At 30.9% G+C, this 16,733-nt stretch carries 16 protein-coding genes; 6 read left to right on the forward strand and 10 right to left on the reverse strand.

Features of this window, described 5'->3' with window-relative positions; translation table 11 throughout:
• Window positions 1-383: 383 nt before the first annotated feature.
• From mazG to def, 3 genes are all read right to left on the reverse strand, one after another.
• Window positions 384-1,163: a nucleoside triphosphate pyrophosphohydrolase gene (gene mazG, locus ACM55G_RS08875; RefSeq protein WP_416843553.1), complete on the reverse strand. Its 780-nt coding sequence runs from the start codon at window positions 1,161-1,163 to the stop codon at window positions 384-386.
• A 79-nt stretch (window positions 1,164-1,242) separates the two neighbouring features.
• On the reverse strand, window positions 1,243-1,728 hold the full coding sequence (locus tag ACM55G_RS08880; RefSeq protein ID WP_416843554.1) for a DUF5606 family protein: 486 nt from the start codon (window positions 1,726-1,728) through the stop codon (window positions 1,243-1,245).
• A 90-nt stretch (window positions 1,729-1,818) separates the two neighbouring features.
• Window positions 1,819-2,406, reverse strand: coding sequence for a peptide deformylase (def, locus tag ACM55G_RS08885; RefSeq protein WP_416843555.1), 588 nt, complete (start codon window positions 2,404-2,406; stop codon window positions 1,819-1,821).
• Window positions 2,407-2,600: 194 nt separating this feature from the next.
• Here def and ACM55G_RS08890 point away from each other — a divergent pair, with 194 nt between their 5' ends.
• Window positions 2,601-4,814 carry an FUSC family protein gene (locus ACM55G_RS08890; RefSeq protein ID WP_416843556.1) on the forward strand — a complete coding sequence of 738 codons (2,214 nt, stop codon included), beginning with the start codon at window positions 2,601-2,603 and terminating at the stop codon, window positions 4,812-4,814.
• Window positions 4,815-4,880: 66 nt separating this feature from the next.
• Here the strand turns inward: ACM55G_RS08890 and ACM55G_RS08895 are convergent, their stop codons facing one another.
• The 3 genes from ACM55G_RS08895 to ACM55G_RS08905 all read right to left on the reverse strand — a co-directional run bounded on the left by ACM55G_RS08895 (window position 4,881) and on the right by ACM55G_RS08905 (window position 7,672).
• On the reverse strand, window positions 4,881-6,377 hold the full coding sequence (locus tag ACM55G_RS08895; protein ID WP_416843557.1) for a malate:quinone oxidoreductase: 1,497 nt from the start codon (window positions 6,375-6,377) through the stop codon (window positions 4,881-4,883).
• Between the two features lie 120 nt (window positions 6,378-6,497).
• Window positions 6,498-6,914: a Holliday junction resolvase RuvX gene (gene ruvX, locus ACM55G_RS08900; RefSeq protein ID WP_416843558.1), complete on the reverse strand. Its 417-nt coding sequence runs from the start codon at window positions 6,912-6,914 to the stop codon at window positions 6,498-6,500.
• A gap of 23 nt (window positions 6,915-6,937) precedes the next feature.
• Entirely contained in the window at window positions 6,938-7,672 is a 735-nt protein-coding gene (locus ACM55G_RS08905; protein WP_416843559.1) for a class I SAM-dependent methyltransferase, read from the reverse strand.
• 145 nt (window positions 7,673-7,817) lie between these two features.
• Between ACM55G_RS08905 and ACM55G_RS08910 the strand changes: the two genes are divergently transcribed.
• Genes ACM55G_RS08910 through ACM55G_RS08925 form a run of 4 tightly spaced genes read left to right on the forward strand, consistent with a single transcriptional unit; the run spans window position 7,818 to window position 11,554 of the window.
• Window positions 7,818-8,633: a 2,3,4,5-tetrahydropyridine-2,6-dicarboxylate N-succinyltransferase gene (locus tag ACM55G_RS08910; protein WP_416843560.1), complete on the forward strand. Its 816-nt coding sequence runs from the start codon at window positions 7,818-7,820 to the stop codon at window positions 8,631-8,633.
• 36 nt (window positions 8,634-8,669) lie between these two features.
• The gene (locus tag ACM55G_RS08915) at window positions 8,670-9,650 is read left to right on the forward strand and encodes a glycosyltransferase (RefSeq protein WP_416843561.1); all 981 of its coding nucleotides are present in this window, start codon (window positions 8,670-8,672) and stop codon (window positions 9,648-9,650) included.
• 20 nt (window positions 9,651-9,670) lie between these two features.
• On the forward strand, window positions 9,671-10,735 hold the full coding sequence (locus ACM55G_RS08920; protein ID WP_416843562.1) for a glycosyltransferase family 9 protein: 1,065 nt from the start codon (window positions 9,671-9,673) through the stop codon (window positions 10,733-10,735).
• A gap of 30 nt (window positions 10,736-10,765) precedes the next feature.
• On the forward strand, window positions 10,766-11,554 hold the full coding sequence (locus ACM55G_RS08925; protein ID WP_416843563.1) for a glycosyltransferase family 2 protein: 789 nt from the start codon (window positions 10,766-10,768) through the stop codon (window positions 11,552-11,554).
• Here the strand turns inward: ACM55G_RS08925 and ACM55G_RS08930 are convergent.
• Window positions 11,540-12,301, reverse strand: coding sequence for a lipopolysaccharide kinase InaA family protein (locus ACM55G_RS08930; protein ID WP_416843564.1), 762 nt, complete (start codon window positions 12,299-12,301; stop codon window positions 11,540-11,542). The two genes, ACM55G_RS08925 and ACM55G_RS08930, sit on opposite strands and share 15 nt — an antisense overlap.
• 264 nt (window positions 12,302-12,565) lie before the next feature.
• On the opposite strand from ACM55G_RS08930, the gene ACM55G_RS08935 reads away from it, so the two are divergent.
• The gene (locus tag ACM55G_RS08935; protein ID WP_416843565.1) at window positions 12,566-13,636 is read left to right on the forward strand and encodes a glycosyltransferase family 4 protein; all 1,071 of its coding nucleotides are present in this window, start codon (window positions 12,566-12,568) and stop codon (window positions 13,634-13,636) included.
• A 56-nt stretch (window positions 13,637-13,692) separates the two neighbouring features.
• Here ACM55G_RS08935 and ACM55G_RS08940 read toward each other — a convergent pair whose 3' ends face one another.
• From ACM55G_RS08940 to ACM55G_RS08950, 3 genes are all read right to left on the reverse strand, one after another.
• The gene (locus ACM55G_RS08940) at window positions 13,693-14,514 is read right to left on the reverse strand and encodes a polysaccharide deacetylase family protein (RefSeq protein WP_416843566.1); all 822 of its coding nucleotides are present in this window, start codon (window positions 14,512-14,514) and stop codon (window positions 13,693-13,695) included.
• Between the two features lie 19 nt (window positions 14,515-14,533).
• Window positions 14,534-15,649 (reverse strand): glycosyltransferase, encoded by a 1,116-nt coding sequence (locus ACM55G_RS08945; protein WP_416843567.1) that lies wholly within the window; start codon window positions 15,647-15,649, stop codon window positions 14,534-14,536.
• Between the two features lie 82 nt (window positions 15,650-15,731).
• Complete coding sequence (locus tag ACM55G_RS08950) at window positions 15,732-16,694, reverse strand: WaaS/CpsH family glycosyltransferase (protein ID WP_416843568.1); 963 nt, start codon at window positions 16,692-16,694, stop codon at window positions 15,732-15,734.
• Between the last annotated feature and the right edge of the window lie 39 nt (window positions 16,695-16,733).

Consider the following 16,733-nt stretch of genomic DNA (forward strand, 5'->3'; position numbering starts at 1 on the left):
AAATAGTTCGAGGTTTTTTTATGCAAATGAGGATCCAGATTTAAAAATTAAAATAGAAAAAACTAGTTCTTGCTTTCATCCCTCATTCCTCGGTTTTTGTTCATTTCAATGTTGAATTAACTGAATCTCAAAACAAAAAAGTTGGCTTTGGACAAAAAAATCTCTTATGCACCATAGAAAACGAAACAATAGATACTGTTTTTTGCTTAAAATCAGTCAATTAACAAAAAAAATAGATCGAAATAATTCAGGATTGCATTTCCCGTTAACGATAACTCACTAAAAGAGACTGTTTATAAAAAGACATTTTTTTTGCCTATTTTATATGAGAATCTTCATTTTAAATATTGAAGAGTGGTGACCCTTTTATTACTGAAATCATTTTATTTAGGAAGACGCTTCGCTTCTTCCCAAAAAACATCCATTTCTGCAAGTGTCATATCCATCAATGGTTTTCCTAATTCACCCGCTTTACTTTCTAAATATTGAAAGCGCTTAATGAATTTTTTATTGGTTCGTTCCAAAGCATCTTCGGGATTTACATTTAAGAACCGTGCATAATTTATCATTGAAAATAAAACATCTCCAAACTCAGCTTCTATTTTATCCTGATCGCCAGATTGAACCTCAATTTGCAACTCTTCTAATTCTTCCTGAACTTTATCCCAAACCTGATGCGATTCTTCCCAATCAAATCCTACCCCTTTCACTTTATCTTGAATTCTACTGGCTTTTACTAATGCGGGTAAACTTTTGGGTACACCCTCTAAAACTGATTTTTTACCTTCTCTTAGTTTCAATTTTTCCCAGTTTTGCTTCACCTCTTCTTCGTCTTTCACAACAACATCACTGTAAATATGAGGATGACGGTGAATTAACTTTTCACAAATTTCATTGCATACATCTGCCATGTCAAAAGCATTGGTTTCGCTTCCTATTTTGGCATAGAAAACAATATGCAATAACAAATCCCCTAATTCTTTTTTGACTTCGGTCAAATCATTATCTAAAATAGCATCGCCTAATTCATAAGTCTCTTCTATAGTAAGATGCCGTAAAGTTTGCATGGTTTGCTTTTTGTCCCAAGGACATTTTTCGCGCAAATCATCCATAATGTCTAATAATCTTTCGAAAGCTTGCAGTTGGTTTAGTCTTGAATTCATAAGAAATTATTTTTGTAAAAATAAAAAATCCTGTTCAGGAAAATAGCTGAACAGGATTAAATAGTATATTAAATAGAAACTACTCTTTTGTAGCTTTTGCTGGAGCTTTTACTTCTTTCTCTTCAGTAATAACAGCAACAAGTTCTTCAGTAGCTGGTGTTTCTTCTGTTACAACGGCTACTTCATCTGTAACCAACCCTTTTGCCTGAAGCATATTATACCAATTTAAAATTTTCTTGATATCAGATGGATAAACTCTTTCTTCATCATAATCAGGTAGAATTTCTTTGAAATAAGTTGTTAATGTAGCATTATCTTCTTTATGAGAAATCGCTGTACCTTTATTTTCTTTATCAGCAATTTTTTGCATGATTTCTGCTAATGGTTTTTCGCCTTCATAGGTATAAACTGAAATCTCCGATAATAAACTCACATTACTTTTTAAATTCACTGTGATTTTTTTTCCGTCCACTAATGATTCTGCAACAAACCCAGTGCGTGTTTGTACTCTCAAAATGTATAAACCCGGTTTCCCGGAAATGGATAATATTTTTTCTAAATTCATTTTTTTTGTAAATTATTTATTAAGAATTTGACTTATTTATTTTTTCTTTTAAAACCAAGAACCATACCAACATAAAAGTATAAATAAAATTTACCTTCCTTTTTTGGCGAAAAATTTCATTCGGTAGTCTTGGAATGTTTTGCCTTCCAAGATGTTTTTCAGTTTCTTTTGAATCAACCGTTTTTTTAATGTCGAAATTTTATCCGTAAACAAAATCCCTTCAATATGATCGTATTCATGTTGAATTACTCTGGCAATTAATCCCTCGAAAACTTCGGTTTTCATTACAAAATCCTCTTCGCAATACTCAATAGTTATAGTTGGATTGCGATACACGTCTTCACGAACATCTGGAATACTCAAACATCCTTCATTGAAACTCCATTCTGGCCCTTCTTCTTTTATCATTTTTGCATTAATAAAAGTTTTTTTGAATCCTTTCAATTCTTTTTGTTTAGAATCTTCTAAATCTTCATCTTCACTAAAAGGAGTCGTATCGATTACAAATAAACGAACTGCTAATCCTACTTGTGGTGCAGCAAGTCCCACACCATAGGCATTATACATCGTTTCGTACATATTGGCAATTATTTCTTTCAAGTTTGGATGTTCCGGTGAAAGAACTGCTCCTACTTTCCTTAAAACTGGATCACCATATCCTATAATTGGTAAAATCATTCTTGTTGTATTAAGTATTATCTACTAAAACTAAATATGCTTCTATTTAATTCAGTGTGCAAAAATAGTAAAAAAATAGACAATGATTAATCCTGAATTGATAATTAGTATTTTTTTACAATTAAGTCCAAAACGCATCTCTTTATCCTTTGTATAATTCGTACAATTCTTACCTTTGTTTGTAATAAAACTATATGATTTACAGAATTCGAAAATTTACCGACACCACCTATTTCAATAATGCATTAAAAGTAACAATGGCAGCCGTTATACCTGTTTTGTTGTTTTCTTTTCTTGGGGATTTTGAAATGGGATTTACAATAGCGCTAGGAGCTTTTTTTACCTACCCAAGCGACATTCCAAGTAGCTTAAAACATAAAATTAATGGTGTTCTGGTTACCGCTTTTCTAGTTGCCGTTCTCAATTTGTTAGTGAATATTCTGCATCCCTATTCTTGGATCTTTTATCCATTTTTAGCCCTGTTGATTTTCTTGTTATCTATGCTTTCTGTCTATGAAAAAAGGGCTACGGCGGTTTCTTTCTCAGCACTACTTGCCGTTTCATTGGCATTTGCACATTTACATTCCGGCTGGGAAATGATTGAATATTCAGGATTAATTCTGGCCGGAGGTTTGTTTTACCTCCTAATCTCACTTATTTTTCATTATCTAAGCCCTCATCGTTACATCGAATTACAAATTGCCGAGTGTATAAAACTTACGGCAAAGTATTTAAAACTAAGAGGTGATTTATGGACAGTTGATGCTGACAGAAAAGCAATTATTGAAAAACAATTACATCTTCAGGTAGAGCTCAATATCATTCGAGAAAACATAAGAGAAGTGCTTATTAGCAGTCATACTAATTCTGGTTCTTCTAATCAAAACCGAAAAATGCTTATTGTTTTTATTTCTTTGATCGAAATTTTGGAACTTGCCTTATCCACGTCATTCGACCATGAGAAGCTACATCAAAAATTTGACGATCATCCAAAGGTGTTACTAACTTATCAAAGCTTAGCTTACAATCTTGCGGCAAGTTTAAAACAAGTATATAAAAGTGTACAGAACCGGACCAAATATATTTCTAAACATAATTTACATGGAGATTTAAACGCCTTACAATTTGCAATCACTACATACGAAAATGATTTAGGAAAAATTGCTGCTTCCGAAGGTGTTTTTATGCTCACTACCATGCTTCAATATGCCGAAAAGCAAGTCGAAAAAATAAAAATTGTAGAACATACTTTTACTCTAGCCATCAATTCATTGGATTTTAAAGGAAAAGATAAAGACTTAGAAAAATTTTTGACGCCACAATATTATCCTTTGAGTACTCTGATTGAAAATTTCAGTTTCGCTTCCACAATTTTCAGGCATTCATTACGATTAACCTTAACCATTCTGATTGCTTTTATCATTGGTAATGTACTGCCTTTTCACAACGTATATTGGATTTTATTAACTATCATCGTAATCATGCGACCTGGATATGGATTGACAAAACAACGCTCTTTTCATCGCATTTTAGGTACTGTTATAGGCGGATTAATTGCATTTGGGGTCCTTACGTTTACAAATAATAGCATCATAATCAGCATTCTTTCAATTATTTGTATGCTTTTAGGATTCTCTTTTACGCAAACAAATTATAAAGTCAGTGCAACATTTGTGACGATGTATATTGTTTTTATTTACGGAATATTAACTCCCAATATTAATGAAGTAATTCAATATAGAATTCTTGATACTATAGTTGGAGCCGCTTTGGCATTTCTTGCCAATCACTTTTTATGGCCTTCCTGGGAATTTTTAAACATTCCCATTCATTTGGAAAAATCTATTAAGGCAAATCAAAATTACCTGAAGGAAATTTCTATTTTTTATAACGAAAAAGGAACAATTTCTACCGCATACCGATTAGCCAGAAAGAATGCTTTTATCGAAATAGGAAATTTAATGGCTTCTTTTCAAAGAATGGTTCAAGAACCCAAATCCAAACAAAAACAACTGCCACAAGTATATAAACTGGCCATACTCAATCATTCCCTACTGTCATCTTCAGCATCACTCGGAACTTACATACAGTCTCACAAAACAACATCAGCTTCTGAGGCATTTAATGTTGTTGTCGATACCGTCATTAAAAATCTGGATAACGCCATCGCGCTTTTGAAAGAAAATGATTTAGATATAAAAGAAAATCTGCCAAAAGAAGATTTAGCAATGCGTTTTACAGAGTTAAAAAACATTCGAGAAAAAGAATTAAAAGAAGGCATTCCTATCGATGAGGAAGCATTTCAATTAAAAATGCAAGAAGCACAATTGGTTATAGAACAGCTGCTCTGGTTAACTAATTTATCCAAAAATATTGTAAAGACAACAAAAGAGCTAATAGAATCCTAAAATAAAAAAGCGCTGGAATTAGATTGAACATCTAAAAACCAGCGCTTTTTATTTTATTGTAAAGGTCTAATTATTCAGTTTTAGAATTTCAGCAGTATCTTTTCTGATTTCCTCTAATAACGTTGGATTCGTATTCAAATCCTGTCCATAAGAAGGAATCATTCTTTTTAATTTTTCCTGCCATTCCGGTGTTCCAATTTGTTCTTTGAAACATCTACCTATTAAATCAATCATAATCGAAACTGCAGTTGAAGCTCCTGGAGAAGCTCCAAGTAAAACAGCTAATGAACCATCGGCAGTTGTGATTACTTCTGTACCAAATTCTAATATTCCACCTTCTTTTTCGTCTTTCTTGATAACTTGTACACGTTGTCCTGCTCTTTCTAATTTCCAGTCTTTAGATCTTGCTCCAGGAACATATTCTCTTAACGCATTAATTCTATCTTTAGGTGATTGACGTACTTGCTCAATCAAATATTTTGTAAGTGGAATATTCTTAATACCAGCAGCAATCATAGGAATGATATTATCTGGTTTTATCGATAAAGGCAAATCCGAATAGGATCCATTTTTTAAAAATCGAGTAGAAAAACCTGCAAAAGGTCCAAAAAGCAGTGCTTTTTCTCCATTTATCATTCGGGAATCAATATGCGGTACAGACATAGGTGGTGCGCCCACACTGGCTTTACCGTATACCTTGGCCTGATGTTTTGCAATTACCTCTGGATTGGTGCATTTTAACCACTGGCCGCTTACAGGGAAACCACCATAGCCTTTTCCTTCAGGAACATCTGCTTTTTCTAATAACGGCAAGGAACCACCACCAGCACCAATGAAAACAAATTTGGGATATGCTTTTCTTTTTTGGCCTGTAGCCAAATCTGTAATTTTTATTCTCCAAGATTTATCCTCACGTTGTTTCAATTTTTGAACTTCATGATGAAAATACATCGTAACACCATCCAATTGAGTCAGATAACGGAACATGCTTCTGGTTAATTCTCCAAAATTCACATCCGTTCCAATTGCCATCGAAGTTGCAGCAACTTTCTCAGATTCATTTCTGCCTTCCATAACCAAAGGCATCCATTCCTTTAACTTGGAAAAATCAGTACTAAAAAGCATTTCTTTAAAAAGCGGATTAGCCTGTAAAGCTTCATATCTTTTTTTTAGATACTCCACATTTTTATCACCCCAAACAAAACTCATGTGTGGAATGCTTTTTATAAAATTTTCAGGAGATGTAACTTTTTTCTGTTGGACTAAATAAGCCCAAAACTGACGAGAAACTTCGAAAGATTCCGCAATACTAATTGCTTTTTTAGGACTAACACTTCCATCTTCACTTTCAGGAGTATAATTAAGCTCACAAAAAGCAGAATGACCCGTTCCGGCATTATTCCATGCGTCAGAACTTTCGGCAGCAGCAATATCTAATCTTTCGTAAATTTCAATTTTTATATCTGGTTGTAATTCTTTTAGGATTAAGCCAAGTGTGGCGCTCATTATTCCAGCTCCTATAAGAACTACATCACTATTTGAACGAATGGTTGTATCAGGCATAACAAAATTTTAAAGCGCAAAGATACTTTATATAACCATAAAATTTATAACAAATTATTATTAAAAAGTAGGAAATCACCAAAATATTGAAGGTATTTTAATGTCTTAGAAATAACAATTTTAAAATATTTTTCGAGTCAAATAATCCTGAAGCATTATCGTTGCCGAAATCTCATCAATCAGTGCTTTATTTTGACGTTGCTTCTTATTAAGACCGCTATCTATCATCGTTTGGAAAGCCATTTTTGATGTAAACCGTTCATCCACCCGAATGACTTTCATATCTGGAAAATGATTCGTGAAATGCGTTACAAATCCCTTAATGATAGAAGCACTTTCTGAGGGTTCACCATTCATTTGTTTGGGTTCTCCAATAAGTACAACTTCTACTTTTTCTTTGGAAAAATAATCCTTCAAAAAAGCAATTGCAGTTGCAGATGGAATGGTAGTTAAACCCGAAGCAATAATTTGCATTTCATCGGTAACGGCTATTCCTGTTCGTTTCTGTCCGTAATCTATGGAAAGTATTCTTGGCATTTGTTTATTTTTTTCAAAGGTAACTATTTTAATTTCCCAATTCTTAGCAACAATGGAAATGTCACTTTCTTATCATTTTTTTGCCAAGAAATTTTTAATTCCCCATAAATCAAGTCCAAAGGATTTTTATTGTTTTTTAAAATATAATGTTGTGTCGCTGACCAAGTTTCCAGGTATCCAATGAGTTCATCAAAGGTCCATGTAAAATGATTTACAAAAGGTTCCGCAACAATTTCATCAAATGGAAATGGAATCGTTTTGTAATTTTCATCTAAGTATTTTCGTTCGGCATCCCAATAGGGTCCTATTATATTGTGATAAAAATTTAGTAGTATTTTATCCGAATCTGTATTTGTAGAAAATAATCCATATCCTAAAACGGCAAAGATTCCGTCCGGTTTTAAAATTCTACAGATTTCTTTATAAAACGAATCAAAGTTAAACCAATGTACTGCTTGCGCTACAGTTATCAAGTCAAATTCTTGATTTTTAAAAAAGGTGTTTTCAGCAGCAGCTACTTTATAAATTATATTATCCGAAGGAATCGCATTATCAAGTTGATTCTGACTAATATCAATTGCATAAACAGTTTCAAAAGAGCGAGAAAGTTTCTGTGCCACTTGCCCATTTCCGGTTGCAATATCAAGCGCAACCGATTTTTTTTTCACAAATGAAATTAAATAATCAATCAATTTATCTGGATATTGCGGTCTAAATTTTGAATATCCCGAAGCTTGTTTGGAGAAATTATCTTTCATATTCTAAAGATTTTCATTTATTTATCAAATTTACAACATTTAAAAAACATTAAATACAAAACAAGTTAAATCTGTAACATTTTCACCTCAATTTGCCTTTTGGCTTTTGGCTAAAAAACATATCTTTGTCAAAAATTTAATTAAAATGAATCCATTACAAACTATTATAGAGCAAGCTTGGGAAAACCGTGCTTTGTTACAAGAAACGACAACAACTGATGCTATCAGAGCAGTTATTGAATTATTAGACACTGGAAAATTACGTGTTGCCGAACCAGTTGGTGAAGGATGGCAAGTAAACGAATGGGTAAAGAAAGCGGTAGTAATGTACTTCCCTATTCAAAAAATGGAAACATGGGAATCTGGAATTTTCGAATACCATGACAAAATGTTATTGAAAAGAGGATATGCCGAAAAAGGGATTCGCGTAGTTCCTAACGCGGTAGCACGTTACGGTGCTTACATTTCAAGCGGTGTTATCTTGATGCCAAGTTATGTAAATATTGGTGCTTATGTAGACGAAGGAACTATGGTAGACACATGGGCAACCGTAGGAAGTTGTGCTCAAATTGGTAAAAACGTACACTTAAGCGGTGGTGTTGGTATCGGTGGTGTTCTTGAACCATTACAAGCAGCTCCCGTAATTATTGAAGACGGAGCTTTTATTGGTTCTCGTTGTATTGTTGTAGAAGGGGTACATGTTGGGAAAGAAGCTGTACTTGGTGCCAATGTTTGCTTGACTGCCTCTACAAAAATTATTGATGTTACAGGAGATACTCCAGTTGAAATGAAAGGTTATGTCCCTGCTCGTTCCGTAGTAATTCCTGGAAGTTATACTAAAAAATTCGCTGCTGGTGAGTTCCAAGTCCCTTGCGCTTTAATCATTGGAACCCGTAAACCTTCAACTGATTTAAAAACATCATTGAACAATGCTTTACGTGAATATGATGTAGCGGTTTAATCCGTTTTCGTATAAAACTCTTTATAAAAAGACCTATTGGATATTTCAATAATTATTGTCAATTACCGTGGTTGGAAAGCCTTAGACGAATGTTTAGAATCTATTGAAACAATTATTTCGAAAACATTGGCATTCGAAGTTATCATTGTTGATAATTTTTCTAATGACGGACAATTCATCATTTTTAAACAAAAATATTCCAAGTTTACATTTATAGAAAATACTGGTAATAATGGTTTCTCAAATGGTTGCAACTTTGGTGCAAGCATTGCTACGGGAAACCATTTCCTTTTTTTAAATCCAGATACAAAACTTACTCTTGAAGCCCTTGAAACTCTTTTAGAAACGGCTATTTCACATCCTGAAATTGGAATTTTGTCTTGTTTACAAATAAATGAAAACGCTGTTTTTTACAAACAGAATAATTTATTTCCGGCTTTGGGACGATTTTTCGGAATCTCAAGATCTCTTTTTAGAAAGCTGAATAAGGTAAAACTGGAAAACCGTTTTAACAACAACAATGACTTGTTTTACCCAGATTGGGTTACCGGAGCGGTCATTTATATAAGTCGAGGATGGTTTAACAAAATTAAAGGCTGGAATGAAGATTACTGGTTGTATTTTGAAGATGTTGATCTTTGTAAAAAGATTTTTGATAATGAAGGAAAAGTTGCCGTAACTAGAAAAGCTACTATTTTTCATCAACATGGTGGTGCATCCCGATTAAACGTAAAGACAAAAGCACTTACAAAAACCGAAGTCATTATTTCTAAACACGTTTACATCAGCAATCAATTTTCAACAGGAATACAACTGTATTTGCATAGTGTATTGATTTTAGGAATAGTTAGTGAGAAAATAATTTTGTCGCTTTTAAGCTTATTTTTATTTTTTATTCCAAAATTGAAAGTGAATCGATTGATGCTTAAAAACCTATTCGTTTACTATTTAAACGCACTCCTAAAACAAACCTGGATTAGTCCTCGTGCAACGAATTACTTGAAAACAAAAGCATAATTTTTTCAAATTTACTTCGAATGAAAATACTAGTAATTCAACAAAAAATGATTGGAGATGTTTTAGTAAGCTCGATATTATGCGACAATTTGCGTAAAGCCTATCCAAAAGCACAAATTGATTATATGGTTTACGAATCTACAATTGCTGTTTTACAGGGAAACACCAGTTTCGATAATCTCATCATTTTCAAGGAAAAGCATCAAAAAAGTAAATGGGACTATTTTAAATTATTGAAATCCATTCGAGCTGAAAAATATGACATTGTTATTGATGCGTACTCCAAATTAGAAAGCTGGCTTGTCGTATTATTTTCGGGTGCAAAACAAAAAATATCGTATTGGAAAAAAGGAAGAGACTTTCTTTATACGGATACGGTGATTAGAAAAAAAACGACCAATACCAATTTAGGTTTAATAATTGAACAGCGATTAGCATTGCTAAATCCTTTGCATCTGGATATTGAATTAGAAACATTTCCCAAAATTTATGTCACAAAAAAAGAGAATGATTTCGCTACTTCTCTTTATGAATCTCACGGTATAGACCAATCCAAAAAAACAATTATGGTCAGCATAATTGGAAGCAGTCCTGACAAAACCTATCCGCTAGACTACATGTCGCAATTAGTAGATTTCATAGCAGATAAAGGTGAGGTGAATATTCTTTTTAATTATTTTCCAAAGCAAATGGAAGATGCGAAAACGATTTACAATGGCTGTAAAGAAAGCACTAAACAGAAAATTTACTTCTCCGTTTTAGGAAAAAATATCCGTGAATTTATTGCCATAATGAATCATTGTGATATGATAATTGGCAACGATGGAGGGGCTATAAATATGGCAAAAGCATTAGAAAAACCCTCATTCATTATATTTTCGCCTTGGATTGATAAAAAAGGATGGGCTACATTTGAAGATGGAATTAATCATGTTTCGCTTCATTTAAAAGAGTTCAAACCGACCTTATTTGAAGAAAAAACAGCTAAAACAGTAAAAAAAGAAACCGTTTTATTTTATAAGGAATTTACTCCCGAGTTGATTTTCCCTGCTTTAAATACTTTCTTGGAAACACATTTAAAATAATGTTTTATTATTGTAAACAGCCAAATATTAATGAAATACAATCACAATACTAACATTTCAGTTTTAATAATTACATTAAACGAGGAAAAACAAATGACAGCACTTTTAGCTGATTTGGATTTTGCTGACGAAATTATTGTTGTAGATTCATTCAGTACCGATACTACTGAAGTTATTTGTAGATCATTTAAAAACGTAAAATTCATACAAAACAGGTTTGAAAATTATTCTTCTCAAAGAAATTTTGCTGTTTCACATGCAAAAAATGATTGGATTTTATTTCTGGATGCGGATGAAAGATTGACTTCTGAATTAAAAAATGAAATTTTAGTTACCTTAAAAAATAACGAAACATACGCTGCTTTTCTATTTCGGAGAACTTTTATGTTTGAGAACAAAGTATTGCATTTCAGCGGAAATCAAAATGATAAAATATTTAGGCTTTTCCATAAAAAGCATGCTGAATATACATCAGACAGACTGATTCATGAAAAATTAAAAGTAGATGGAAAAATTGGCATCCTTAAAAATAAACTCATTCATTATTCCTATACCAATTATGAATTCTATAAATCAAAAATAATTCGTTATGGAAAGCTAAAAGCGCAAGAAAAGTTTAACAAGAGACAAAAAGGTTTCTATTTACTTCATCTTCTTCATCCAACTTATAATTTTTTATACAATTTTATAATACGTTTGGGTTTTCTTGATGGAAAAAAAGGAGTGTTTATTTGTTATCTAAATGCCTATTGCATTCATATTAGATATAAAGAACTTGAACAACTTTGGAATAAAAAACAATCTCTATCTCCAAAATAACAATTTCTTTTTCCGGCCGATTTTTTTTTGAAGTTTCACTTGAAAATCATCAGTATAAAAACACATTTTACTAAAAACTTCATCATATTCTTTATGGTAAAGTTTAGCATATTCATCACTCATTACGGCCAACATTTCTGTTTTTGGTGTAAGCCTGTGAAAATTTTTCATGCGAGAATCAAAATCTATAACTTCATGAAAATTCATACGGTTTAAATCTACCAAGAAAAATTCATACTGATTTTGAGAACCTTTTTTAATCAAAGTATTTCCTGGAGAGTGGTCTAGAAATTCGACACCTTTTTCATGTAAATCGAAAGTAAACTTTGTAAATTGTCTCAATATATTTTCATGATCCGGATAATCTGGCTTTAGCACCAATTCCCTAAAAGTCAACTCAGCTTGAAGATGTTCACTAATATAAAAACTTTCTTGTAATCCTAATACCGAGAAATTTTCATAGTATGCAATAGGTTTTGGAGTTCCTATTCCACTTTCCAGTAAACGGTTAGCATATTCGTAAGAACGTCTGGCTTTAGATTTTCTGAAATATTTATAAGCTACCTTATTAATTAAATGTGGAATCTTAAAGGATTTAACATTTATAGCAACTTCCTCTAATTTAAATAATTTAATTACATTTCTTTTGCCATCACCGAAAAGAATCCCTGTCGAATTAAATTTGGTTATGTAATCTTTCAATTCTTTTTCTTTAGAAATGAATGTAGTATTTATAAATAGTGACATGAATAATTGGCTAGAATATTTTTAATAAACAAAAATAGTTAAATGCTTTTTTAATTTTATAAAAAACAGACTTATTAATTAATTTTATAGAAAACAACACACTATAAATTTAGAAATAATCCTTTAAAATAAATTAAACCTTTTAGATTTATTAAAGTCTAAAAGAATGAGTGTATTAAAAAAAAACGCTATCACTCTTGAGAAATCTATAAACAATATTTACGTTTTAGAGCCGTTTTTCTAAAACATCCAAAGTAAAGATCGATGATAAAAACTGTTTTACTAGAAACGCATAATCTTAAGAATAAAGCCACTGGATTAGGAACTTTTAATTATGAGTTAATTAAAGGTTTGTACCAATTAAACTTTAATAATTTAGAATTAATATTAAATACCAAAAATCCAGAACTTCTGAAGGCAGAATTTGGCAGTAAATTCAACTACAACAAATACAATGATTTATCCCGATGGAGTGTTTTTAGAACTCGAAAAAAGCATGACTTATGGCACTCCGTAAATCAGAACACAAAAGTGGAACCTTTTCATGTGAATAAATATTTACTAACAATACATGATGTGAATTTTGTAGAAGAAATTTCATCTGACTTGAATCATAAAGTAAACAAACTTTTTCTTGCAAAGCTAGAAAAATCTACAGCAATTACTTATGTTTCGGAATTTGCAAAAAAACAAACACATCACTATTTTAAAGTTCCAAATGTTCCTGAATATGTAATTCATAATGGAAATCCTATTACAGCCCTACTCGATACATCTAATTTTATCTCAGATATTTCAATTGATAAGCCTTTCCTGTATTCTATAGGTGACTTTCTGGTAAGAAAAAATTTCCTATCCATAGTAAAAATGATGGTTCACATTACTGATTTCAATTTAATTATATCCGGGAATAACGATAAATCGTATGGGATTGAAATAGCAAAATTCATTATAGAAAACAACCTGCAAAATCGAGTTTTTCTAACTGGAAAAGTGGATGATGTAGCTAAACAATTTTATTTATCAAAATGCCATGCTTTTCTTTTCCCCTCTATTCGTGAAGGTTTTGGATTACCGCCCCTGGAGGCTATGCATTTTGGCAAACCTGTATTCTTATCCAATAAAACTTCTTTGCCTGAAATAGGCGGAGAACATGCTTATTATTGGGATAATTTTGATCCTGAATACATGAAAAAAATTCTGATGGATGGTCTAAATCATTTCTATAATAATCAAAACGAAATGCAATTACTTATGAAACAAAGGGCTTTAAGTTTCAATTGGAAAGATGCAGCGGCTGACTATTTGAAAGTGTATCAGAAATGTCTTTTTTAAAAATAGTGTTTAAAAGTTAATTTTTAGCGCGACAATAAACTATTTAATTAAGTGTTCTAAAATAATTTTTTTCGTCCAAAAATCACTTTCTTTTTAAAATCTTTCATAGAATCTGTACCTCTAATATCAATACGTTGAACTTCATAACTGTTTTTCAAAGGAAAAACATTAATTCTATTTCCTATACGAAGCGCATATTTTATACCCGATTTTTTCAATACATCAAAAAACAGCTTTTGATTAACTCCTTTTTTTCTATAATATCCACCATAAGTATATGCCAATGCAGGAAAAACATTTAAATTTTCTTTTTTTACTATTTCTTGACATTGCTGAAGATCTTTTTCAATTTCATCCAAAGTTAAATCAGCATAATTATCATGTTTATAAGTATGGTACCCTAACTCAATATGAGAACCTATTTCCACTAATTGTTGCTTATTCATCAACTTCATATTCTCATTAACATATTGTCCATTCCAGTCCACATCTTGCCCTATTCTACCCAAAACCATAAAGCAAACTGCTTTAAAATTGTATTGTTTTAACAAAGGAAATAACACTGAATAATTATCTAAAAAACCATCGTCAAACGTAAGAACAACACTTTTTGGGGCCAAATCCTGCTTTTTATTTTGTAAGTCATCAAGGTCTGACATCCAAAGAGTCTTATAATTATTATTTTTTAAATATTCAAATTGTTCGATTATCTTCTCTTTACTAATTGTAATCTGATCTTCAAAACCATTTGTAGAAATAGAATGGTATTCTAAAATTCTAACTTTTTTTGAAGGAAAATAAAACAATTTAAATTGGATGTTTACAAAAATAAAAAAAACAATTACTAGTAAAAAAAGCATAATTATTATAAAAATCATAGTATCAATATTTTTCAACTTAATAAATCAAATTAGTATTAATTGCCTCATTCAAAACATCTAAAAATTTTGTTCCAATTATTAAACGTGTAGAAGTAGCCATCAAAAAATCAAAGCCATTGTTTGTAAATTTATCTTGCATAACAGTGTCGTTAATTAGAAGCTCAACTTTATTAGCAAAATCAATCGAATTTCCAGCTTCTGCCAATAAACCTGTCTCATTATGTATTAAGACTGTTGGAATTCCACCAGCTTTTGAAGCAACAACTGGAACTTTACAAGCATAACTTTCTAAAATAACCCCACCTGTTGCTTCAGCATAAGAAGTAAATAAAAACAAGTCAAACTCAGGGAGGCATTTATTAATATCATTTCTAAAACCCGCAAAAATAATCTCATTCTCTAATCCTTTTGATTTAACATAGTTCTTGATCTCTGCTTCTAAAGACCCCTCACCTATTAAAATATATTTTGCTTTGAGCCCCCTCTTGTACAATTCTTCGACGGTATTTACCCAAGTATAATGGTCTTTGACCTTACAAAATGCAGAGATATTTCCAATTATTTTATAATCTAATGGTATATTAAATTCTTTGTGAAGAAATCCATTTTTTTTATTATTAAGAAACCTCTCCGTATCAACGACACTTCCAATAACAGTCATGGAATCATGATTTTTTATAGAAGGCTTAAGTATCTCAACCACAGAATCTGATACACAAATGATTTTTTTTATACCATTGTAATTGTACTTATATTTTCTAAAAAAATTAGTTCCAATATCTTTAATTAAAGTTCTACATAAAATTAAAGGGACTTTTAATCCAAAAAAAACAGACGATAAAACACTTATGGTATGTGCCTTACTATTATGCATGATTATTAAATCCGCGCCAAATTCAGCTACATTTTTTTTTAATTTTTTAGCCAATTTGAGGTCATATTCCGATTTAAAATCAATTGCTTGTACTTGTAGTTTTCTTTCAGTTGCAACCCTAAAAATCTGTGAATCACCAGTACATATAATTAATTGATTTTGAACAAATTTATTATCCCTAAATGATTCATAGATATCTACTATCATTTGCTCATGACCTCGCCAAACTTTTGAAGTTGTAAAATGTATTACTCTCATTTAACATTATTTTAACGGTAAATGTAGTCGAAACCTGATCTTAAAAAATTAAAAAGTGCTTTTTAATTCATTAATGCTCATTTTATTCTAAATTTACTTTAAAAACCTCTGAAATCCAGCTTGCTAATTTATATTTATTAATAATTTCAGTATCAATTTCGACATAATCCGTTTCAAAAAAATCAAGTGGTATCTCATAATTTTCTTCAGAAATCACAAAAATATTATTCTTATTATAAAAATCATAAGTAACAATATCCTGATTATTAGTTATTAATTTTTTCCTATAACCTAACGCTTCAAAAATACGAAAGCTCAATCCGTATTGATTTTCCTTTTGAATATCAACCAAAACTAAACTACTAGCTATTAATTTTTTAACATCACTAATGGGTAAGTATTCATTAATAATTTCTATGTTTTTATGTTCAAATATTTTATCTTTTTTTACTATAAACCGAAAAGAAATGGAATTTTTAGATAGATAATTAGCAACCTTCTCTAAAAAAGGGAATCTTCTATCAAATGAAGAAATATTAAAAACTTTGTTTTGAATGTCGTTATTTTGAATGTAATCATCATAAATGTAATTGGTCAAAAATTGAAAATTATACTTTTCAACATCTATTTTATCATAACTATAGACTGTATCAAAAAAAGATAATGTCTTTTTTTGATCTTTAAAATTTTCAATACCATCAAACAAAAAACAGCTCATTTGAATTGCATTGTCCCTCAATATAAACAAAGCCTTTCGTTGCAATTTATCAGGTCTGATAACTAAAATTTGATCAAATAAATCTCCATTTTTAATTGCTTTTTTTATGTAATTTGTCTTATTTATTTCTTTTAAACTAGAAAAACTTATTAATTTTAATAAAAAATTTGAAATTCTAGAAAGTATATTTTTATATAAAAAAGGAATGGTATCAATATTAACATAGGTCAAATCAACATTCTCTGCTTGATTAAGCTTTTCAACTAAAAAGTCAATGTACCCAAATGAATGCGTAGTTATTATTGCTATTCGTTTAATTTTTGTCATTATTGCTATCTTTGTAAAATAATCATTTCTAGCAAAAAT

The sequence above is a fragment of the Flavobacterium algoriphilum genome, assembly GCF_048158655.1.
In the GTDB taxonomy this organism is placed as follows: Bacteria; Bacteroidota; Bacteroidia; order Flavobacteriales; family Flavobacteriaceae; genus Flavobacterium; species Flavobacterium algoriphilum.